General features: G+C 68.0%; 20 protein-coding genes. 4 read left to right on the top strand and 16 right to left on the bottom strand.

All coding sequences use genetic code 11. From position 1 onward, the window contains the following. Nucleotides 1-25: 25 nt before the first annotated feature. Together CJZ98_RS10925 and CJZ98_RS10920 are read right to left on the bottom strand one after the other, a co-directional pair. Nucleotides 26-1,888: a pyruvate kinase gene (locus CJZ98_RS10925; RefSeq protein WP_157910959.1), complete on the bottom strand. Its 1,863-nt coding sequence runs from the start codon at nucleotides 1,886-1,888 to the stop codon at nucleotides 26-28. 177 nt (nucleotides 1,889-2,065) lie between these two features. Then, nucleotides 2,066-2,320, bottom strand: coding sequence for a hypothetical protein (locus CJZ98_RS10920; RefSeq protein ID WP_094591161.1), 255 nt, complete (start codon nucleotides 2,318-2,320; stop codon nucleotides 2,066-2,068). A 165-nt stretch (nucleotides 2,321-2,485) separates the two neighbouring features. On the opposite strand from CJZ98_RS10920, the gene CJZ98_RS10915 reads away from it, so the two are divergent. The 3 genes from CJZ98_RS10915 (at nucleotide 2,486) to CJZ98_RS10905 (ending at nucleotide 5,522) form a co-directional block, all read left to right on the top strand. Next, nucleotides 2,486-3,058 (top strand): PspA/IM30 family protein, encoded by a 573-nt coding sequence (locus CJZ98_RS10915; protein ID WP_198537702.1) that lies wholly within the window; start codon nucleotides 2,486-2,488, stop codon nucleotides 3,056-3,058. Between the two features lie 148 nt (nucleotides 3,059-3,206). Then, the gene (locus tag CJZ98_RS10910) at nucleotides 3,207-4,166 is read left to right on the top strand and encodes a phosphate ABC transporter substrate-binding protein (RefSeq protein ID WP_094591160.1); all 960 of its coding nucleotides are present in this window, start codon (nucleotides 3,207-3,209) and stop codon (nucleotides 4,164-4,166) included. 90 nt (nucleotides 4,167-4,256) lie between these two features. Then, nucleotides 4,257-5,522 (top strand): saccharopine dehydrogenase family protein, encoded by a 1,266-nt coding sequence (locus CJZ98_RS10905; RefSeq protein ID WP_198537700.1) that lies wholly within the window; start codon nucleotides 4,257-4,259, stop codon nucleotides 5,520-5,522. A gap of 36 nt (nucleotides 5,523-5,558) precedes the next feature. Here CJZ98_RS10905 and speD read toward each other — a convergent pair whose 3' ends face one another. The 4 genes from speD to CJZ98_RS10885 all read right to left on the bottom strand — a co-directional run bounded on the left by speD (nucleotide 5,559) and on the right by CJZ98_RS10885 (nucleotide 8,127). Then, on the bottom strand, nucleotides 5,559-6,038 hold the full coding sequence (gene speD / locus CJZ98_RS10900; protein ID WP_094591158.1) for an adenosylmethionine decarboxylase: 480 nt from the start codon (nucleotides 6,036-6,038) through the stop codon (nucleotides 5,559-5,561). A 55-nt stretch (nucleotides 6,039-6,093) separates the two neighbouring features. Beyond that, nucleotides 6,094-7,233, bottom strand: coding sequence for a PP2C family protein-serine/threonine phosphatase (locus CJZ98_RS10895; protein WP_094591157.1), 1,140 nt, complete (start codon nucleotides 7,231-7,233; stop codon nucleotides 6,094-6,096). 74 nt (nucleotides 7,234-7,307) lie between these two features. Continuing rightward, nucleotides 7,308-7,808, bottom strand: coding sequence for an ATP-binding protein (locus tag CJZ98_RS10890; RefSeq protein WP_094591156.1), 501 nt, complete (start codon nucleotides 7,806-7,808; stop codon nucleotides 7,308-7,310). Beyond that, the gene (locus tag CJZ98_RS10885) at nucleotides 7,765-8,127 is read right to left on the bottom strand and encodes an STAS domain-containing protein (protein WP_157910956.1); all 363 of its coding nucleotides are present in this window, start codon (nucleotides 8,125-8,127) and stop codon (nucleotides 7,765-7,767) included. The genes CJZ98_RS10890 and CJZ98_RS10885 overlap by 44 nt, the downstream gene beginning before the upstream one ends. A 398-nt stretch (nucleotides 8,128-8,525) precedes the next feature. Here CJZ98_RS10885 and CJZ98_RS10880 point away from each other — a divergent pair, with 398 nt between their 5' ends. Continuing rightward, entirely contained in the window at nucleotides 8,526-9,050 is a 525-nt protein-coding gene (locus CJZ98_RS10880) for a tellurite resistance TerB family protein (RefSeq protein WP_094591154.1), read from the top strand. A gap of 36 nt (nucleotides 9,051-9,086) precedes the next feature. Here the strand turns inward: CJZ98_RS10880 and recG are convergent, their stop codons facing one another. The 10 genes from recG to CJZ98_RS10830 form a co-directional block, all read right to left on the bottom strand. Beyond that, nucleotides 9,087-11,633, bottom strand: coding sequence for an ATP-dependent DNA helicase RecG (recG, locus tag CJZ98_RS10875; RefSeq protein ID WP_094591153.1), 2,547 nt, complete (start codon nucleotides 11,631-11,633; stop codon nucleotides 9,087-9,089). Then, entirely contained in the window at nucleotides 11,597-13,000 is a 1,404-nt protein-coding gene (locus tag CJZ98_RS10870) for a hypothetical protein (RefSeq protein WP_094591152.1), read from the bottom strand. Before CJZ98_RS10870 ends, recG begins: the two co-directional genes overlap by 37 nt. A gap of 2 nt (nucleotides 13,001-13,002) precedes the next feature. After that, nucleotides 13,003-13,662: a translation elongation factor Ts gene (gene tsf, locus CJZ98_RS10865; RefSeq protein ID WP_094591151.1), complete on the bottom strand. Its 660-nt coding sequence runs from the start codon at nucleotides 13,660-13,662 to the stop codon at nucleotides 13,003-13,005. A 150-nt stretch (nucleotides 13,663-13,812) separates the two neighbouring features. Beyond that, nucleotides 13,813-14,535 carry a 30S ribosomal protein S2 gene (rpsB, locus tag CJZ98_RS10860; RefSeq protein WP_094591150.1) on the bottom strand — a complete coding sequence of 241 codons (723 nt, stop codon included), beginning with the start codon at nucleotides 14,533-14,535 and terminating at the stop codon, nucleotides 13,813-13,815. Nucleotides 14,536-14,715: 180 nt separating this feature from the next. Further along, nucleotides 14,716-15,663, bottom strand: a complete 948-nt coding sequence (locus tag CJZ98_RS10855; protein WP_094591149.1) for a glycosyltransferase family 2 protein — start codon at nucleotides 15,661-15,663, stop codon at nucleotides 14,716-14,718. Nucleotides 15,664-15,810: 147 nt separating this feature from the next. Continuing rightward, entirely contained in the window at nucleotides 15,811-15,966 is a 156-nt protein-coding gene (locus CJZ98_RS10850) for a hypothetical protein (protein ID WP_006171625.1), read from the bottom strand. 33 nt (nucleotides 15,967-15,999) lie between these two features. Next, entirely contained in the window at nucleotides 16,000-16,779 is a 780-nt protein-coding gene (locus CJZ98_RS10845) for a DevA family ABC transporter ATP-binding protein (RefSeq protein WP_094591148.1), read from the bottom strand. Next, a complete protein-coding gene (gene devC / locus CJZ98_RS10840; protein ID WP_390625519.1) occupies nucleotides 16,779-17,966 on the bottom strand; it encodes an ABC transporter permease DevC in 1,188 nt (395 codons plus the stop codon). The genes CJZ98_RS10845 and devC overlap by 1 nt, the downstream gene beginning before the upstream one ends. Further along, nucleotides 17,963-18,877 carry an HlyD family efflux transporter periplasmic adaptor subunit gene (locus tag CJZ98_RS10835; RefSeq protein ID WP_094591147.1) on the bottom strand — a complete coding sequence of 305 codons (915 nt, stop codon included), beginning with the start codon at nucleotides 18,875-18,877 and terminating at the stop codon, nucleotides 17,963-17,965. Before CJZ98_RS10835 ends, devC begins: the two co-directional genes overlap by 4 nt. After that, on the bottom strand, nucleotides 18,874-19,617 hold the full coding sequence (locus CJZ98_RS10830) for a phycocyanobilin:ferredoxin oxidoreductase (protein ID WP_094591146.1): 744 nt from the start codon (nucleotides 19,615-19,617) through the stop codon (nucleotides 18,874-18,876). Before CJZ98_RS10830 ends, CJZ98_RS10835 begins: the two co-directional genes overlap by 4 nt. Between the last annotated feature and the right edge of the window lie 18 nt (nucleotides 19,618-19,635).

Below are 19,635 nucleotides of genomic sequence, written 5' to 3'. Positions count from 1 at the left end.
TGAGCATCCACCAAACAGCCGCCTCTCATGGCTGCCCGGCCAGACCGACCGAGCTGGGAATGCAGTTGCTACGGAAGGAGAGGCAGGAGAGCAGCGGATCGCTCCCCGTCCCGTCTCCATGCTGGCCGCCGTGCGTCCGCTCAACAATGTCCTTCAGAGTGCGGACCGTGGCGGTGATGTTCGGGCCCTTGTTCAGCATCACCACCTCCGCCCGGGCCCCCATGGCGGCATCGGTGATTTCGGCCCGGGTGGGCAGACCGGTCCGGGCCATGGCAGCCAGAACCTGGGTGGCCCAGATGCAGGGCACATGGGCAGCGGCACAGATGCGCAGGATCTCCTCCTGGATCTCCGCCAGGTGTTCCCAGCCGCACTCGATCGCCAGGTCGCCCCGGGCGATCATCACGCCGACGGGCGCGGGCCGTCGCATCGCCGCCAGCAGCAGTCGCGGCAGATCCAGGAAGGCGCGGCGGGTCTCGATCTTCAGCACCACCGGCAGATCTTCCCGACCGAGGCGGCGCAGGGCGATCTCCAGGGCCTCAATGTCGGCCGCGCAGTTGACGAAGGAGTAACTCAGCAGATCGGCATGCTCGGTGGCGAAGGCCAGGTCCTCGAGGTCCTTGCCCGTGAGCGCCGGAAGGCTCAGCGCGCTGTCTGGGAAGTTGATGCCCTTGTCGTCCCGCAGCCGGCTGCCCCGGGGCCGGGCCTGGGTGATCGTCACACCCACCTCCGCAGTGGAGACGCTGTGGATCACACCGCCGATCCTGCCGTCATCGAACAGCACCCGTTCCCCAACCTTCAGCTGGGCGAACACCTCCGGCAGGCTGCAGGCGACCGAGGCGGGTTCGCCTGTGGGGGTTGACGTGAGACGCAGCTTGTCGCCTTGACGCAACAGCAACTGCCCGGGTTCGAGGGCGAGATTCGCCACCTCCAGCGAGGCGAGGCCCCCTTCCTGCTGGAAGCGCAGGCCAGCGATGAAGCGGCAGCGCTGGTTGCAGCTCAGCAGAACCCCATCGGCGCGGGTCTCCACGACCAACAGGTCGCGCCAGCGGCCGGAGGCGTCACGGCCCCGCAGCCGATCCCCAGGTTGGAGCTGTTGCAGCCCTGAGCCAACCACGGGCACCACCACCACGTCGCTCGCTGGGCTGGCCGCGTCAATCGGGGCGTCGATGGATGCGTCGAGCGCCAGCAGCCGGAAGGGGCGGACCAATCGGCCCAGACGGTCGCGCTGCGGACGCCCATCCATCACGCCCTCCTGGTGGGGCAGACCCCAGGTGCGCAGCTTGGGGCCAGCAAGGTCTATCGCGATCCGGCAGGCTTTACCGGTGCAGGCACGGACAGCGTGCACCTGTCGCACGAGATCCCGCCAGGTGTCTGGCCCGTCGTGGGCACAGTTGATCCGGGCCAGACCCATGCCGGCCAGCACCAGCTCCCGGATCAGTTCGGGATGTTGGGTGGCTCCGGAGGGGAGCGTCACCATTATCGCCGTACCGTCGTGGTTGCCATCAGCGCTGTCACCGAGGCCGAAGAGCAGATCGCAGTGGGCCTGCAGCAGCAGCTCCCCCTCATGCTGGTCCGGCCCCGTGCGCTCGGCCGGGTGGCCCTGGCGAGGGCTCAGCCAGCGCAGCACCGCCGAGAGCGACTGCTGGAGGTGGGGATCGCACCCCGTCAGTGAATTCAGGCCCCGCTGCCGCAGCGCCGCTTCCAGACCCGGGTGATGGTGGCGGTGGAAGGCGATGAAGTGGAGCAGGTTGCGGGCGCTGGCGCGGTAGCGGGCATCCACGGCAGCGAGGGTCTTCTGCTCCTCGTCCTCGATCTGACGCATCGCGGACTGGATGCGCTCGAGCTCCTCACGAAGGTTGCAGTCCACATCCCTGGAGGGAGCAGGCACCAAGAAGATTTCACGATCAGGTCCAATCTGATGCACGATCACCGCAAGCCGAGTAAAGACTGGGCTAAGGGCTGACAAAGACGCGACGATTGGCTGGCCAGAACAACGGTGGTCCGCACACCGCAGGCTTGCCTTGCCTTAATCCGGCAAAGTCAGGTCGCCTGGCCTGGATGATTCTCAGAGATCCCCATACTTCTGCTCGATCGAGCGGGGCACCGTGTCCAGCAGGCGCTGTTCAAGTTCTCCGATCCGCTGCCGCAGGTCCTCACGGCTGTCCCATGGCTGCTGAGCGGGGGCAGTGGCCTGCGGTCTAGGCACCTCGTCACCCCGACGGATCAGCAGGACCAGGCCAGTGAGGCAACCGAGGAGCAGCAGCAGGATGGCAGCTCCATCGACGTGGCGCAGCGCCGGCAGATCTCTTTCGCAAGCCAAGGGGGGAGGCGATGGGGAAGGATCGGTCGCCATGGGGTCCAGGCGCGCTGGTTGCCTCCATCCTGACCTGTCTGCTCCACGCCAGGCCGATCGTTGGCTGAGGCCAGACCCCCCGATGACGTCCCAGCAGCTGCCACCTAACCTTCCTGAAGCTGGCGGCAAGGCGTGAAGAGCTTCGTCTATTGGCTGATGGGCGAGCGGGCTGGTCGCGTGATAGTGGGCAGCTGGCGATGGCTCTGGGGCCTGCCTGTGGAGGCCGGTGGCAAGGTGGCTGTCGCTGTGGCTGAGGAATCGCTGCAGTCGATGCAGGAGTCAGTGCAGCAGCTGGCCAGGGCAGTGGCCATGCAAGTGGGTGCCTATGAAAGAGCCAAGAGCAAATACCAGGAGAAGACGAACGAGCTCAAGACCTTTGAAGAGCAAGCGCAACTGGCGCTCAGCTCAGGTCATGAAGATGCTGCCCGCCTGGCGATGACGCGTGCAGTTCAGATCGAGACGCTGCTACCAACGCTTGATCAGCAAGTACAGCAGGCAGAGGTCTTCGTCACTGCATCAAAAGACAAGCTGAATCGAGAGCGAATCAAGCTGGAGCAGTATAAGTCTGATATGCAGAATATGAAAGACCTGGCCGAGGTTAATGCCGCGCTCGAATCCATCGCCAAGGTCAACAGTGATTTCGACATCGGCTCGGCACGCTCCAGTTTTAGGCGGCTAAGCATGCTGTTGAGGGTCGCCACCTGACCAGCAGAGCCCTGGCAGAACTGTCTGAGAATCCCCAGGAGAAGCTGGCGGCTGATCTCGATCAGCTCACTCTGGATGATCAGGTCTCCCAACGGCTCAAGGCCTTGGAGGCGGCGGCAGCACCGCAACGTCCCGAACCCAAGCAGTCATGAGTCAGCAGTCATCCGGAGGCCAGCGAAGTGGTCCGCCGCCGATTGTCTTCATCGCTCTGGCCTTGGCTGATCTGTGGCTGCTCCAGTCCCAGTGGTCGAAGCTGAAGGCTTGGCAACCATCCATCCCCTCGCTTCCCAGTCCGCCGTCCATCCCTGCTGCGGGCGGTGGCCAGGCAACCGATGGTGCCCTCAAGAGCTCGACCCTCTTTCCTCTGCAAGCGAGCGTGCCTGCTGGCACCAAGGTCAGCCTTGATGGGTCCACGAGCATGGTTCTCATCAATGAGGCCCTCAAGGCTGGCTTCCTGAAGACCTACCCCGATAGCCAGGTAGAAACTGCGGCCACTGGTTCTGACAATGGCATTCAGGCTCTCCTGGTTGGGAACATCAACCTGGCGGCCATCTCCCGCCCATTGACGTCAGAGGAGAAAGGGCGTGGACTGCGCGCTGTGCCGGTGGCCAAGGATCGAATCGCCATCGTTGTGGGAGTCGCCAACCCCTTCCGTCGCGGCCTTTCCCGCAGCCAGCTGGTGCAGATCTTCCGTGGCGAGATCACGAACTGGGCTACCTTCGGCGGGCCTGATCGTGCGATCCGGGTCTTGAACAGGCCCAGCGTCAGTGGCACCAACAAGACCTTCCGCACGATCGTTCTAGGCGATGGCAACTTTGGCACGACACCCAACATCACGACCCTTGTGCGGGATGCGACGACGCCCATGCTGCGGATGCTCGGCCCTGATGGGATCGGTTACGCCACCTATGGCCAGGTTGCTGATCAGCAGACGGTGCGAGTGCTGCCCATTGATGGCAATACGCCAGAGGCAGAGGCCTATCCATTCCAGCGCCCGCTCTTCTATGCCTATCGAGAGCCGCCGAATGCTGCCGCCAAGGCGTTTCTTGGCTTTGCGCTCTCCCAGGACGGACAGTCGGGAATTGCAGGGGCCATTCAGGGGCCCTAGGCCCGAGGAGCCATGGCGATGAGCAGACCATCGGAGGCAGTCGATCCCCTCGCCGTCGCCTTTTTCGGGCTCGGAGCCGTGGGCTCTTCCATGTTGATCTGCCTGGCGGAACTGGCCGAGCGCGATGGCGTGCCCATGCACTTTGTTGTGGTGGTACTGGAGCCGGAACTGGCCCGCGATGCCCTGTTCCATGCGGAGTGGCTGTTTGATCGCATCGATTTTGTTCAGGCGTCAGACTTCGACGCCCTCCTTGACGGAACAGATGGCCAGTTGCTCCACCTGGAGGGCGCCCATCTGCTGGTCAATGCGGCCCATCCACGCTTCAACCAGCCGATGTTGAAGCTTGGGCTGGAACTCGGCGCCAACGTGCTCGATCTGGCCTCGGATATGTACGACGCCGAGACCGAGCGCACCCATACCTTTTCCCAGTACTCATTTGACCAGGCCTACCGTGGGCGCGGCCGTGCGGCCCTGATCAACTTCGGCATCTCTCCGGGGGTGACGAACTTCCTGATCGGCCTGCGACTGCATCAGCTGCGTGCAGCACGCCGCCGCGATCTCGAGATCGAGAGTGTTGATCTCTTTCTGCTCGAGGACATCGATGCCGATGAGATCGTTTTCTCCTGGTCTCCCCTCGTTGCTCTGGAAGAGCTTGCGGCTCGGCCCCGATTGCTGCGTGAGGGTCGCCTCCAGATTCTGGAGCCGTTCAGCGCTGCTCGCGATCATACCTTCCCCGGCGAGATATCACCAACGCGTCAGTATCCCCTCTACCAGGAAGAGCTGCTGTCCCTGCACCGTTCATTCCCGGAGATCGAGTCCATTGGCGTCTATACAGGCGGTTCCGAGGTGGAGCTGGTCAAGGCCTTGTTCAAGCTCAATCTGCTGTCCAAGCGCACCTTGCCGCAGCAGGGCGAACTCACCGTGGAGGCGATGGTGCGCGCGATCCTGCCGGGCATGAACAAGCCCCGCTGCATTGAAGAATACCTGCGCAACGGCGTGATCCGTCGAGCCCACTTTGCGGCCGCCGCTGAAATCCGCTACACGGAGCAGGTGCGAAGCGACCGCCAGGAAACGATTGAAACCGTGGGCTTCAGCTACTTGCGCTACAAAGGGCTGCTGCACAGCCCCTATGCCGGGGCCACCTATATCTCCTATCCCACAGCGGTCGGTGCCGCGATTCTGGCCTGGCATGCCATGGCCTTCGTGCGGGAGGATGGTGGAGAACTCCAGGGCGTGATCACGGGCGAAGATCTGGCCCGCCTGCTCCCCAATGCCCGCGTCGAAGCGATCCGCCGTGACCTCGTGGCCTGGGATATCGACCTGTTTGAGAGCGTGCGGGATGCGACAACGGTCTGAGCCGCTGCCGCAGAGCCCACGCCCATCAGACCCTGCTCAGTTCAGCGTGTAGGGTTCGCGCTCCGCTCCGGCGATCTGGCAGGGCGTTTCCCTGCGGAAGCTCTTGAGCAGATGACTCTGAGCCTGTAATTCCTCCACCAGCACCTGGCAGGCGTTCTCCGGCATAGTGTGGTCTCCGCAGGTGAAGACATCCACGGCTGCATAGCCCGACTCCGGCCATGTGTGGATGGAGATATGGGATTCGGCCAGCAAGGCCAGACCCGTCACCCCCTGCGGTTCAAAGCTGTGGGTGATCAGATTGAGAAGCGTCGCGCCTGCACGCAGTGCTGCGTTCGTGATGGCGGACCGGAGGAAGAGTTCGTCGTCGAGCCTGGCACCGTTGCAGCCGTAGAGCTCGAGGATGCAGTGTTTGCCGACGGTATCGGTGACTGGAGCTTGGGCTTGGGTGGTCTGGGATTGGGTCTGCTGGGCGGTCCATCCAGGGTTGGGGTGGAAGCGCGCAAAGGCTTCGCTCATCAAGGGTGCTGTAGGTAGCCCTTCCACCTAAGCACGGCTACCGCTGGGCTGCAGCTCAGGGCCGCCGCAACAGCAGCAGGGTGCAGTCATCCTCCAGGGCTTCACTGCCGCTGAAGGCGGTGAGCGCCTCGCGCACGTCATCCAGGATCGTCGGGAGCGCAGCCTCCCTCCGCGGGATCAGCAGGTCGCGGCAGGGCTCGATGCCGAAGGGCTGGCCCTCGCCGTTCTCCGCCTCACTGAGCCCGTCGGTGTAGGCGAACAGCAGATCACCGCGGTTCAGCTGCACGGTCTCGGCCCGGTAGCTGGCCCGGGGGGCGACGCCGGCCAGCAAACCGCGGGGCAGGGGGAGCTCTGTGCAGCGATCGTCCTGGATCAGCAGGGGGGGCAGATGACCGGCATTGGAGTAGGTGAAGCGTCCACTGTTCGGCTCCAGGTAACCGCAGAAAAGGGTGGCGAACAGGCAGGTGTCATTGCCCTCGCAGAGGAAGGCGTTCAGCTGCTCCAGCACGGCCTCCGGAGCGGTGGCGGTCATGGCCAGGCTGCGCATCAGCCCGATCGTGCGCGCCATCAGCAGGGCCGCGCCGATCCCATGGCCCGACACGTCGCCGATGCAGACGAACAGCCGGTCGTCGGCGGTGAGGAAGCTGTCAAAAAAGTCGCCACCGACGCTGGCCGCCGGTTCCACCCGGGCGCACACATCCAGGTCGGGGCGGTGGGGGAAGAGGGGATGGCCCAGGGGCAGCATGCTGGCCTGGAGCTGCCGCGCCAGGTCGAGCTCCTTGCGCAGATGCTCCAGTTCGAGCCGCTCGCGCAGGTTGCTCAAGGCCAGCTGGTTGGTGGTGCGGGCCCGTTCCGTGAGCCCCCGCATCATGTTGCGGGCCACCCCCGGCAGGGGCACCAGCCGCTTCCAGAAGAACGGGCCGCTCAGGTGCAGCACCTCCGCCTCCCCCTCGCAGCGCACCAGCGCCGACACCGGCAGCCGATCGATGGCGGAATACTCCCCGATGCAGTGTCCCGGCTGGATCGGAATGCCCTGGCCCGCTGTGATCTCCGCTGACAGATACACCATCAGCTCTCCCTTGAGCAGGATGTAGAGGCTGTCGTTGGGCTCCCCCGGCCGCAGCAGGTCGGTGCCGGCGCTGAGTCGGCGCACCTCGCACCGGCTGAGCAGCCGCAGCAGTAACGCTTCATCCACCTCCCGGAAGAGGGGAATCCAGCCATAGCCTTGGGGGTGCCTGGGGCCGGCGTGGGGTGCGGCAGCGTCGGGGCTCAGGATCCTGGCGTCCAGTGCATCGCGACTCTGAGTTCGTTGCGCCCGTCCACGACCTGGTAAGCTAGGCCATCGCTGAAAGCCTTCACCAGGCGCAGCCCCAGGCCGCCAGGGGAGGCCTCGTCCAGGCTGCCCGGGATGGCCTTGACGCCGGCCTGGCCCGAGTCGAAGGGCTCTCCCCGATCGGAGACCACAAGCTGCGCGCCGCAGCCACCGGCCGGCGGAACGGCCTCCAGCAGCAGCTGGATCGGATGCTGCGCCGTCGCCGCACCGCCATGCTCCACGAGATTCGCCAGGACCTCGTTGAGGCAGAGCTCGAGCCGGTCGATCTGCGCATCGGGAACGGCCAGGGCCGCCCCGCTCTCCCGCAGCCAGGAGGAGGCGCGACGGAACTCCAGCGGATCCGCGTGGATCTCCAGGGACAGGCTGCCGGGCGCGGGAGGAGCGGTCATCACCTCAGTGGTCGCCACGCCCCAGAGCGTCCAGAGCCGCAGCTTCATCGGAGAACACCGGGATGATGTCGGCGATGCCGACGGTTTCCAGCGTGCTCTGCACCAGGGCGTTGTCCCCCACCAGCAGGACCATGCGGCCACCCTTCAGATCCAGCGCCTTGGCACTGTGGATGATGCAGCGCAGGCCCACGGAGGCCAGGAACGTCACCCCGGTCAGATCAACAAGCACGCCAACCGGCTTGCTCGCCGCCAGGGAGGTGAAGCGCATCTCGACTTCGCCGACCCCCACCATGTCCAGTCGGCCGCCCAGGCGGATCCGGCGCAGATCCTCCGCCAGATCCTCGTGCTCAAGGGAAACGCTGCTCATGGTGATCGAGGGATGGGCCAACGGTGGCCTGCAGACCGTAGACATCACCTGGAGAGGTGCCAAGCGCTGGGTCGGCCGTGGTATCCGGCAGCACATCGGGGCCATCGGGCTGGACGATCTGGCCCTGATTCGAGCCTGATCAGGAGCCGCAGCTGCTGATGGCTGAGGCGCTGCCGAGAAGGACGGTGGCAGGGTCAATAACGGAGAGGAGCAGGACGCAGGCGTTCCACGGTTATCGCGCGCTGATCCGTTACTCCCCGCGGCGGTGGGTGAGGCACAACGCCATCGCGCTGCATCGCGGAGGCCTCAGGTCTGACTCCTGGACGGATGGGTTTTGAGTGAACCCCTCGGGATTGGCTGACTCCGCCCAGAATGGGCCCGTTGCCCCCTCAGCCCCCATGGCCCCCAGCAGCGATCCCGGCGCCGACCGCCAGCTCACCCTGCTGAAGATCGCCTGCAGCGTGGCCTGGGCCGATGGCGAGGTGTCGCCGGAGGAACGCAGCCTGCTGCTGAAACTGGTGGCCCGCTACTTCCCTGCGGAGCCGGGTCAGGAGTCCCTGGAGTCCGCGGCCGAACAGCTCACGGCCTGGGCCCAGGATTCCGCCCTGCTGGACGGGCTGATCGCCCGGCTGGAGAGCGAGGAAGACCGGCTGCTCGCCCTCAAGCTCGGATACCTGATGGCCCGGGTCGGCCAGCGCCCAGGGGACAGCTCCCCGATCAACAGCCAGGAGAAGGCGGCCTACCGACGGCTCGTGGAGGGTCTGGGCCTGGGTGAGGCCCAGATCCAGGAGGTCGAATGGGCTTCCGAGCAGGAGCTGACCGCCCGCAAGGGCCCCTGGGGCGTGCTGGGTTCCCTGTTCGGCGACCTGGGGAACTGGCCAACGCGGGAGATGCTGGAGAGTCCTGGGGTGCAGTGGCTGTGATCTCTTGGTTCGCATCGACGGCCTCCAGTGGGGCGCTCAGTTCAGCCGCGCCCCCTGGCTGAGCCGCTGGCGCTGATCCGCCAGCACCTGGGCCAGGTCCGGATGGCGGCGCAGCTCGGGGTCGCTGGCCATCAGCCGCTGGGCCACGCTGCGGGCCTGCTCCAGCACCTCGCCGTCGTCGGTGAGGCTGGCCAGGGCCAGATCCGGCAGGCCGCTCTGGCGGGTGCCCAGTACCGCCCCTGGCCCCCGCAGCCGCAGGTCCATCTCGGCGATCTCGAAGCCATCGCTGGAGTGCACGAGTACCTCCAGCCGCTGGCGGGCCAGGGCGTTGCGGCTGTCGTTGATCAGCAGGCAGTGGCTGGCCGCCGCTCCCCGCCCCACCCGGCCCCGCAGCTGGTGCAGCTGGGCGAGGCCGAAGCGATCGGCGTGCTCGATCACCATCACGCTGGCCTGCGGTACATCCACGCCCACCTCCACCACGGTCGTGCTCACCAGCACATGGCTCTCGCCGCTGGCGAAGGCGCGAATGGCGGCCTGCTTGTCTGCGCTGGCCATGCGGCCATGCAGCAGGCCAACCGAGAGCTCGGGGAACACCTCCTCGCTGAGCTGGCGATGCACCTCCACCGCTGAGCGGAGGTCCAGCTTCTCCGACTCCTCCACCAGCGGCAGCACCACGTAGGCCCGCTGGCCGGCGGCCACCTCCTGGCGGATCAGGCCGTAGGCCTCCTGCCGCTCGCTTGCCCTCAGCATCGCCGTGCGGATGGGGGTGCGGCCTGGCGGCAGCTCGTCGATCTGGCTCACCTCCAGGTCGCCGTGAAGCGACAGGGCCAGGGTGCGCGGAATCGGCGTGGCCGTCATCGTCAGCAGGTGGGGCTGCAGGCCCTTGTCCAGCAGGCGGTTGCGCTGGGCCACCCCGAAGCGGTGCTGCTCGTCCACCACCACCAGGCCAAGGCGCGCGAACTGCACCGGGTCCTCCAACAGGGCGTGGGTGCCCACGAGCAACTGGAGGTTGCCGTTGGCCAGATCCGCCAGCAGCTCGCGCCTGCGCCGGGCCGGGGTGGAGCCCGTGAGCAGCGCGCAGCTCACGTGCAGCTGGGGCAGCCATTCGCAGAGCTTGTTGTAGTGCTGCTCCGCCAGCACCTCGGTGGGGGCCATCAGCGCGCCCTGGCAGTCCGCGTCGATGGCGGTGAGCAAGGCGGCAATGGCCACCACGGTCTTGCCGCTGCCCACATCGCCCTGCACGAGCCGGGCCATGGGCTGCTCCCGGGCCAGATCGGCCCGAATCTCCGCCAGCACCCGCTGTTGGGCGCCGGTGAGGGGGAAGGGCAGCAGCTCAAGGAACGCCTGCATCAGGCTGCCACAGGCCAGGGTTCCTGCCAGCGCCTGTGCGGGCGGGGCCAGGGCGGGCGCTGGCCGGCTGGTGAGTTCCCGGCGGCGCTGCAGCAGCCCCAGCTGCAGCAGCAGAAACTCGTCGAACACCAGCCGACGCCGCGCGGCGCTGAGGCTCTCCTGGTTGGCGGGCTGGTGGATCTGGATCAGGGCGGTGGGCAGAGCCACCAACCCCTGCTGCTCCAGCAGCGCCGCCGGCAGCGGATCGCCCCAGGCGGCGGCCGCCGCCAGCACGGGCTGGATCGCCGCCCGCACCCGCTCGGCCGTGAGCCCCTCGGTGAGCCCGTAGACCGGCAGCAGCCGGCCGATCTGCTGGTTCTGCAGCGGCGCATTGGGGCTCTCCAGCACCTCCATGAGCGGGTCCTGGACAACCGGGCCATAGGGCGTTTCCTTCACCAGACCGCTCACCGCCACGGTGGCCCCCAGCGGGTACTGGCGCTGCTGGGCCTTGAGCCAGCCGGGGGAGGAGAAGCGCTTGCCCGCGAAGAACTTGGTGACCCGCAGTCGCCCGGTGATGTCCTGCAGCTGCAGCTCCAGGATCGAGAGGTTGGGGTTCCGGGGGCTGGTGAAGCTGTTGGTGCGCCGCACCGTGGCCACGATCGTGGCGGTGCGGCCAGGTTCCAGGGCGGCGATGCGCACCAGGTTGGCGTAGTCGAGGTAGTCGCGCGGGTAGTAGCGCAGCAGATCGCGGGCCACGAACAGGCCGAGGGCCGCCAGCTTCTGGGCGGTCCTCGGCCCGACGCCGCGAATGTCCGCCAGGGGCGTGTCGGGGTGCAGGGCCGGGGTTGCGCCGGGGCGGAGCGGTTCAGGGCGGGGCTGATCCGGTTCCGCCGCCAGCCGCAGCCGGGGTGGCGCCACGGGGGAGGGGGGCTCCAGGGCCCGCTGCAGCTCGTGCAGGGCCTGGCGGGTGCGGCGCACCAGGGCCTGGCGGCGGGCCATGCTCAGGCCGCCGTAGCCGGTGTAGGCGGCGGCGAGCTCTTGCAAGACCTGCCGCTGGGGTGGGTTCAGGCCGGCTGGAGCCTCCTGGCACTGGCGGGCCAGGAAGGCGCTGAAGCGCTCGCGGCGGCCCTGCAGGTCGTCGAAGCCGCGCTCGGCCTCCAACTGCAGGGCCTGCTGCAGCGGCCGGAACCAGGCCTGCCCCGCCGCAGCGGGCCCGCCTAGGGGTTCGGTGTCGGGACGCTGTCCTGCAACCACTGCTGTTCTGCCTGGAGGGCCAGCGCCCGCTGCTGCCAGTAGCGGTGCCGCTTGGCCATTGTGCGCAATTCGCTGCGCCGCTGCTCCAGTCGGCGGCGGCAGCGACGCAGCCTGGGCTGCTCGTATTCCAGATCGCTGGACCGCACCAGCACCGCCAGCACCTGCGGCGGCGCCCCCTGCGGGCCGTTGCCATCCGGGAACGGCAACGGAAGGCGCAGCAGGTTGGCGGGAGCGGACTGGGCCTCCACCTGCCCGGCGAGCACCGCATCCAGCAGGTTGGGGGGCAGCAGGCTGCGACTGAGCCGCAGCCGCATCAGCTCCAGGTTGAGCGCGTGCGAGAGGTTGCGCAGGCGCCGCTCCATGGCCCGATCCAGCTGCTGCCACCAGCGCAGCAACGCCGCCGGATCGCGGGGCAGCAGGCCGTCACTGCTGTCGCTGGCCTCGGGTGCGGACGACCGCTCCAGCACGGTGGCTGCACTCGGATCCGGCTCCTGCCCGTCGTCGTCTCCTTCCCCGTTCCCTTGCTCCTCGCCGTCCCGTTGGTGATCTGCCCTTTCGCCGTCGAGTCGCACGGGGACCCCTGGCAGTCCAGGCCCGCCTGTCGGGCGCAGGCCGGCGCTGCCCGGCTGGCCCAGGCCTTCGGCCGCCATGGCAAACAGGGCCTGGAACACAGACTGCCGTTGAGCGTCCTGAACTCCAGACTCTTCAGGGTTGGGGCTGCATGCCGGCGTCCGTGGGGCCTGGGGTGGGGTGTCGGGTGAGGCCGCAGCGGTGTCCGCTGCAGCGGCCTCAGGCGCTTCCTCCCCGCGTAGCTTCTGCTCGCTTGGCCCGTCAAGGTCCTGCGCTGACTCGGCGTTCTCCGTCAGTCCCAGAAGATCGGCCAGGCCCGGCATGCCCTCCAGGAAGAGGTCGGCGGAGAGGGGCAGGTCCAGCCCCAGGCTGATCGATCCCTCAGGTAGTGCGGTCCCATCGCCTGCGCCATCGGCTTCGCCGGCATCGGCGGCCAGGGCCTCCAGCAGGCGGCGCTGCTCGGCCCGCTCGCGGCGCTGGCGTTGCCGCTCCAGCTGGTTGGCAAGGCTCAACAGCTGCTCCACAGTGAGTAGGCAGCAGCAGCGCTGGCACAGCTCCCGCAGCCGCTCCTGCAGGGCCCGGCGCTGCTCGGCGTCCAGGCGGGCGTAGCGCTCAGGGTGGACCTGGGTGGCCAGATGAAAACAGGCCTGCTGCACAGCGGGCAGCAGGCCTTCACGCAGGACCTGGAGGTAGAGGGCCAGGTCGCGGTACAGAGCGGGCGCCAGCTGGTCCTGCTGGCGCTGCAGCAGTTGCAACTGGCGCTGGGCCTCCGCCAGGGGCCGGGCGTTGGGGTGCAAGGTCAGGCGGCCTTGCCCATGGCGGCCACTTCAGCGGCGAAGTCGGCCTTCTCCACCTCGATGCCCTCGCCCAGGTTGAAGCGCACGAAGCGGCGCACCTGGATGTTCTCGCCCACCTTGCCGGCCACCTGCTTCACCACTTCGGCCACGGTGAAGGCACTGTCCTTGATGAAGGGTTGGTCCAGCAGGGCCAGCTCCTTGAGGCGCTTGCCGATGCGGCCCTCGACGATCTTGACCTTCATCTCCTCCTTCTTACCGGCCAGGTCGTCGCGACCCATCTCGATGGCCTTCTCGCGCTCGGCGATTTCGGCGGGGATCTCGTCGGTGCTCACGTACTCCACGCCGGGGCAGGCGGCGATCTGCATCGCCACGTTGCGCAGCAGCTCCTGGAACACGTCACCACGGGCGACGAAGTCGGTCTCGCAGTTCACTTCCACCAGCACGCCCACGCGGGCACCGGTGTGGATGTAGCTGCCGATGGCGCCTTCAGCGGCCGTGCGGCCTGACTTCTTCTCGGCGGTGGCGATGCCCTTCTGGCGCAGCCATTCGGTGGCCTTGGTGGTGTCGCCGTTGTTCTCGGCCAGGGCCTTCTTGCAGTCCATCATGCCTGCGCCGGTCTTGTCGCGCAGTTCCTTGACGAGCTTGGCGGAAATCTCAGCCATGGGAGGAAAGGGGGAGGGGGTATGGGTTGGGTCGTGGAGCCACCGCGGGCCAGGCTTCCGGCAGCGGGTGCAAACAGAGATGGAGCTCCCACCAGGGAGCTCCAGGGAAGGCCTAGGAGGGGGCGCCGGAGCGGCCAGCCCCCACACGGTTCAGCCCTCTTCGTCCTCGTAGCCGCCGCGCTGGTCGTTTGCGCCGTGGCGACCCTCATTGATGGCATCGGCCAGGCGACCCAGCACCAGCTGCACTGAGCGCACGGCGTCGTCGTTGCAGGGGATGGGAACGTCGCAGAGGTCGGGATCGCAGTTGGTGTCGAGCATCGACACCAGGGGGATATCGAGCTTGCGGGCCTCGAGCACGGCGTTGGTCTCGCGGCGCTGGTCCACGAGTACCACCACGTCGGGCAGGCGGCGCATGTTCTTCAGACCACCGAGGTACTTCTGCAGGCGCTCCAGCTCGCGGCGCAGCACGGCACCTTCCTTCTTGGGACGCATGGCGATGGCGCCGGAGGCCTCCATGCGCTCCAGGTCCTTGAGGCGGTCGATGCGGGCGCGCATCGTGGTCCAGTTGGTGAGCATGCCGCCCAGCCAGCGCTGGTTCACGTAGGCGGCGCCGCAGCGGGTCGCCTCCTGGGCGATCACCTCAGAGGCCTGCTTCTTGGTGCCTACGAACAGGAAACGCTTGCCGCTGCGGGCGGCACTGCGGGTCCACTTGTAGGCGTTGTTCATGCAGACGGCGGTCTGCACGAGGTCGATGATGTGAACACCGTTGCGCGCGCAATAGATGTAGCGCGACATCTTGGGGTTCCAGCGGCGGGTTTGGTGCCCGAAGTGGGCACCCGCCTCCATCATTTCGGAGAGGGTAACGACAGCCATTGGTGTTGGGGTTTCGGGTTCGCCTCCACCTGCCTAGGGATCCGGGAGGCCACCGGCCCGGGATTGGGCTGGGGCTGGTCTCAGATCACCCGAAACACGCAGGTGTGCGGAGTGAAGTTGGACCCCCGAACCCTATCAAATGGCCGTCAGGCCAGGGCTCTGGTGCCGGCGGGCGCCAGCTCAGGCGAGGCCCTCGGCCCGCGCCTCGGCGAACAGGGCCCGCACGCCGATGCGGTTCAGCGGCAGCCGCAGCAGCTCCATCGCCAGCCCCGGCTTGCCGCGGCGGATCAGCCAGGCCAGCAGCGGCCGCAGGCTGCGCTCGTTGAGCAGCCCCCCCAGCGTCAGCAGTTCCCACAGCAGCCGGTGCAGCAGGGTGAACTGGATGATGAAGCGCACGCGCCGGGTGGGGTGCTTGCGGTAGAAAACCAGCCCCATCTTGGCCCGCTCCCGCTCCACCTGGATCAGGCGCGGGATCTGCTCCAGGCTCAGGGCTGGGTGCCAGTGGTAGCCCACCGCCTCGGGGCAGCGCACGAGTACCACACCCAGCTGGCGCAGCCGCTCGCCCAGCTCCAGGTCCTCCCAGCCGTAGAGCCGGAAGCGGGTGTCGAACAGGCCGCTGGTCTCCAGAACCTGGCGGTCGATCGCCACGTTGCCGGTGGCGAAGTAGGCCCAGGAGAGATCCCGCAGCTTGTGGGGTTCGCTGCTGGGGCTCTCGAAGTTGGCGGTGTTGATCACCGCGCCGTAGGTGAAGCAGAGCCGGTTGCCACTGTGCCGCCAGTGGGCGGCCAGGGCGGTGGCGTGGGCCGCCAGGAAGCCCTCAGTCACCACCAGATCGCTGTCGATGAACACGATCACATCGCCGCGGGCCTGCTCCACGCCGCGGTTGCGACCCTCGGCCGGGCCGCCGTGGTCCTGCTGGATCAGACGCACGTGGGGGAACTGCGCCGCCTCGCGCTGAAGCCAGGCCACGGTGTCATCGGTGGAGCCGTCGTCCACCAGCACCACCTCATAGCCCTCGATCGCCTCGCCCTCCAGGCGGGTCTTCAGCTGCTGCTGCTCCAGGGCCCGCAGGCACTTCTCGAGGATTGGCCGGCGGTTGTAGGTGGGGATGACGACGCTGAAGAACATGGCCCGGGCCCTTGAGGTGTGAACGGGTCAACGTGAACGGGTCAAAAAAAGGGGACCCCGCAGGATCCCCGAGCCAGCTCCGTGATCGGCAGATGCGCGCGATCGGAAATGGTTCCGTCGGCGACGGCGATCAGTCGGCGCTGCCGATCAATCAGCGGCGCCACCGTTGTTGGCGGTTCCGGTTACACCGTTGCCGGCACCTTCACCGCGGCCGTCGTTGCGCAGCTTGCGCTTCTTGAACTTGCGGGCGTAGGCGCGGTTGCGTTCCTGCTTTTCCTTCTTGAGGTTGCGGCGCTTGGCCATGGCGGCGGCGGATCGGGTGGAAGAACCTCCACCCTACTGAACAGGGACATCCGCCAGCTGATCACGGCCCCACAGGCGCTGGCCCGAGCCCGGCTCCACGAGGCGGCCGTCCTCCATCCGCAGCACCCGATCGGCCAGGTCGAGGATGCGGGGGTCGTGGGTCACCATCAGCACGGCGCAGCCCTGCTCCCGTGCCAGCCGCTGCAGCAGCTCCACCACCTCGCGACCGGTGCGGCTGTCGAGGGCGGCCGTGGGCTCATCGGCCAGCAGCAGCCGCGGCTGAGCCGCCAGGGCGCGGGCGATCGCCACCCGCTGCTTCTGGCCGCCCGAGAGGTCATGGGGCAGCTTGTGCAGCTCATCGCCCAGGCCCACCGCCCGCAACCACTCCCGCGCCTGGTCGCGGCGGACCCGATAGCTGAGCCCCGGCAGCAGATCGGCACCCATCTGCACGTTCTGCTCGGCCGAGAGGCAGCGGAGCAGGTTGTGGCCCTGGAAGATCATGCCGATCGAGCGGCGCAGCTGCTGGCGGGTCCGCCGGCCAGAGCCGTTCAGCTCCTGGCCCAGCACCCGCACCTGCCCCTGCTGCACCGAGCGCAGGGCCCCCACCAGGGAGAGGATGGTGGTCTTGCCGCAGCCCGAGGGGCCCGTGAGCAGCACGACCTCGCCGGCGGCGACGCGGAAGTTGAGCCCATCGATCACCTGGCGGCGCATGCTGCCGTGGCCATACCAGTGGCTCAGGCCCTCCACCGCAATGGCGATCGGGGCGCCGCTGGGTGGGGCCTGGGGGGCGAGCGTGAGCAGGCTGTCGGCCATCAGAAGATCTCCGCCGGATCGGCATCGCCCAGCCGCCGCATCGCCAGAGCCGCCGAGCCCATGCACATCACCAGGATCAGGCTGAACACCAGCGTGGCCCGGCTGGTGTCCATCGCCACCGGCAGGTTGGTGGCGTTGCGAACCACCAGATAGAGCCCCTGGCCGGCGGCGAAGGCGGGGATGTAGCCAAGGATCGCCAGCAGCAGACCCTCCCGCGCCACCACCCCCAGCAGATGGGTGAGCCGGTAGCCCATGGCCATCAAGGTGGCGTATTCGGGCAGGTGGTCACTCACATCTGAATAGAGGATCTGATACACGATCACGCAGCCCACCACGAAGCCCATGGCGGCTCCGAGGCTGAAGATGAAGCCGATCGAGGTGCTGCTGCGCCAGTAGTCCTGCTCGAAGGCGATGAAGCCCGCCTTGGTCAGCACCTGCACATCGGATGGCAACTCGCGGCGCAGGCGGGCCTGAACCGCCGCCACATCGGCCCCGCGCCGCAGCCGCACCAGCCCCACCTCGATGCTGCCGGGGGGCGTGTTCGGCATCAGTTGCAGGAAGGTCTCGCTGCTGGTGAGCAGGTTGCCGTCCGCGCCGAAGGAGGTGCCCAGGCTCACCAGGCCGCCGACACGGATTCGCTTGCCTGAGATCTCGCTCTCCACCGTGCGGCCCTGCTTGAACCACTGGGCCACCGGGCCGAACTCCGGCCGCGACAGCTCATCAAACAGCACCCGTCCGCGCTCGCTCAGCACCCGCGCCTTGGCGGCCAGGCCCGGATCGGTGAACAGGGGATCGGTGGGCTCGAAGCCCAGGGTCAGGATCGAGCGGGTCGCCCGGGTCTGGGGGTTGCGCCAGAGCAGCAGACTCCAGTGCACCGGCGTCACGCCCGTCACTTCGGGGTCGGCCAGGGTCTGCACCAGGCGCCGTCGCGGGAAGCCGGCCATGCTCACCGAGCTGCTGGAGCGGGGGCTGATCAGCACCAGATCGGCGTCGAACAGCTTGTGGATGGTCACGCTGGCGTCGAACAGTCCGTCGCGGAAGCCGAACTGCATGAACATCAGGATCCCGGCGAAGCTGATGCCCGCCAGGGCCACCGCCAGGCGCACCGGCTGGCGGGTGAGCAGCAGCCAGGCCAGGGGGATGCGCCGCGATCCCCACCAGCCGCGCAGCAAGGCCAGGGGGTTCACGGCTGGAAGCGGGCGATGATCTTCAGCCCCGCCAGCCGCGCCACGCGCCCGGCGTCGGCCGGATCGATCGCCAGCCGCACCTCCACCACCCGGGCATCGGCGTCGCCAGTGGGGTCGGTGGAGAGTACCTGGCGCTGGCGCACCTGGGGGGTGATCCGGATCACCCGGGCCCTGAGCTGGCCGCTGAAGCCGCCGTTCTCGCTGGTGAGTGTCACGGCCTGGCCGGGTCGCACACGGCCGATGTCGCTCTCGTAGACCTCGGCCACGGCCTCCATGGCCGTGCCAGCACCCAGCTCGAGGATGCCATCGTCGCCGGGGCGCTCGCCGGTACGGGCGTGCAGCCGCAGCACGGTGCCGTCGATCGGGGCCCGCAGCTCGCTCTGGATCAGGTCGGTTTCGACCTTGGCCAGGGAGGCGCGGGCCTCGTCGCGCTGGCCCCGCAGCTCCAGCAGCCTGATCTCGCGGTTTTCCAGGTCGCCGGCGGCGGTGGCGCCGCGGCGGGCCAGCTGGCGGTAGCGAGCGGTGTCGCGCTCCAGAAGCACCAGCTGGCGATCCAGGCTGGCGATGCGGGTGCGCAGCACCTGGCGATCGGCCTGCAGGCCGGGGCGGTTGTCGAAGCTGGCCAGCAACTGCCCCTGGCTGACGCGGTCGCCCTCCTGCACCAGCAGCGCGCTAAGTCGGGGGCTGCCGCCCATGCCGCTGATCGGCGCCGCCAGCTTGCGCACATCCCCGGCCGGCTCCAGCCGGCCCAGGGCGGACACCGCCTCGATGCGGGTCGCCGGGGGCTGGGCGGGCGCCGCCGCGGGCCTGGCCGGCGGCCGGCTGCGCAGCAGCAGCGCCCCAGTGAGCACTGCCAGCACGGCGACGCCGCCGATCAGGGCCGGTTTGGGCCAGCCGCCCTCGGGGTTCATGCCGCGAAGGAGGTTAGGGACGCCGGGTCGTCGAAGAGCAGCTCCTCGATGTAGCGGTCCGCCCACTGGGGGTTGAACGCCTTCTCCAGCACGCGGCGGGTCTTGTCGTTGCGTTTCTGCTGCTGGCAATAGGAGAGCTGGCCCTGATGGCGTACAACGCTAGAGGGATGGTCCACTGATTGCGGTTCGCAACGACGGCTTGCCTCGGCAAGCACCTGCAGGTAGTCGGCCACCAGATCCACGAACAGCTGCTCCTCGGCCGGGTCGGCCGGACGGATGAAGCGCACGTAGGGGGAGAAGATCGTGCCCCAGGCCGGCAGCTCCCGCTCCTGGCTGAAGCTGCGCTTCGGCAGGGCCTCCAGCGCCGCTTCCACCGGCTGGGGCAGGTTGCCGGTCACCGGTGAGAGGTCCACGATCGCGGCGGACACCACGCCACGGCCGGCCACGATGTCGGCCCCGAACACCGGCAGGTCGTAGCGGGGGTTGGGGAAGAACACGCAGTGCAGGATCTGCAGGCCGGCCCCGAGCCGGGCGGTTTCCAGGTGCAGTTTGCGCAGGCCACGGCTGCGCCACAGCTCGTTGCGGATGTAGAGGTCCTCGCCGTCCAGGCTGCCGCTGATCGCCTCCAGGGCCGGATCCACCGCCAGGGGCTCCAATTCCGGCAGCTCAGCCCAGCACTGGCGGATCCGCTCGGCCAGCGCGTCCACCAGTGGGTGTACCCCCAGGGCGGGTGAGGTCATGGCGGCAGCGGCGGCAGT

It is taken from the genome of Vulcanococcus limneticus LL (assembly GCF_002252705.1).
GTDB classification, from domain to species: domain Bacteria; phylum Cyanobacteriota; class Cyanobacteriia; order PCC-6307; family Cyanobiaceae; genus Vulcanococcus; species Vulcanococcus limneticus.
Note: the sequence above shows the minus strand (reverse complement) of the source record. Positions and strands in the feature narration are given on the sequence as shown.

What these genes read in the sequence shown, in the direction of transcription:
- CJZ98_RS10880 (WP_094591154.1), top strand. Translation starts at nt 8,526, where the DNA reads ATGGCCCCCAGCAGCGATCCCGGCGCCGACCGCCAGCTCACCCTGCTG.
- CJZ98_RS10830 (WP_094591146.1), bottom strand. Translation starts at nt 19,617, where the DNA reads ATGACCTCACCCGCCCTGGGGGTACACCCACTGGTGGACGCGCTGGCC.
- CJZ98_RS10890 (WP_094591156.1), bottom strand. Translation starts at nt 7,808, where the DNA reads ATGAAGCTGCGGCTCTGGACGCTCTGGGGCGTGGCGACCACTGAGGTG.
- CJZ98_RS10835 (WP_094591147.1), bottom strand. Translation starts at nt 18,877, where the DNA reads ATGAACCCCGAGGGCGGCTGGCCCAAACCGGCCCTGATCGGCGGCGTC.
- speD (WP_094591158.1), bottom strand. Translation starts at nt 6,038, where the DNA reads ATGAGCGAAGCCTTTGCGCGCTTCCACCCCAACCCTGGATGGACCGCC.
- rpsB (WP_094591150.1), bottom strand. Translation starts at nt 14,535, where the DNA reads ATGGCTGTCGTTACCCTCTCCGAAATGATGGAGGCGGGTGCCCACTTC.
- CJZ98_RS10855 (WP_094591149.1), bottom strand. Translation starts at nt 15,663, where the DNA reads ATGTTCTTCAGCGTCGTCATCCCCACCTACAACCGCCGGCCAATCCTC.
- CJZ98_RS10910 (WP_094591160.1), top strand. Translation starts at nt 3,207, where the DNA reads ATGAGTCAGCAGTCATCCGGAGGCCAGCGAAGTGGTCCGCCGCCGATT.
- CJZ98_RS10845 (WP_094591148.1), bottom strand. Translation starts at nt 16,779, where the DNA reads ATGGCCGACAGCCTGCTCACGCTCGCCCCCCAGGCCCCACCCAGCGGC.
- CJZ98_RS10905 (WP_198537700.1), top strand. Translation starts at nt 4,257, where the DNA reads ATGTTGATCTGCCTGGCGGAACTGGCCGAGCGCGATGGCGTGCCCATG.
- tsf (WP_094591151.1), bottom strand. Translation starts at nt 13,662, where the DNA reads ATGGCTGAGATTTCCGCCAAGCTCGTCAAGGAACTGCGCGACAAGACC.
- CJZ98_RS10850 (WP_006171625.1), bottom strand. Translation starts at nt 15,966, where the DNA reads ATGGCCAAGCGCCGCAACCTCAAGAAGGAAAAGCAGGAACGCAACCGC.
- CJZ98_RS10885 (WP_157910956.1), bottom strand. Translation starts at nt 8,127, where the DNA reads ATGAGCAGCGTTTCCCTTGAGCACGAGGATCTGGCGGAGGATCTGCGC.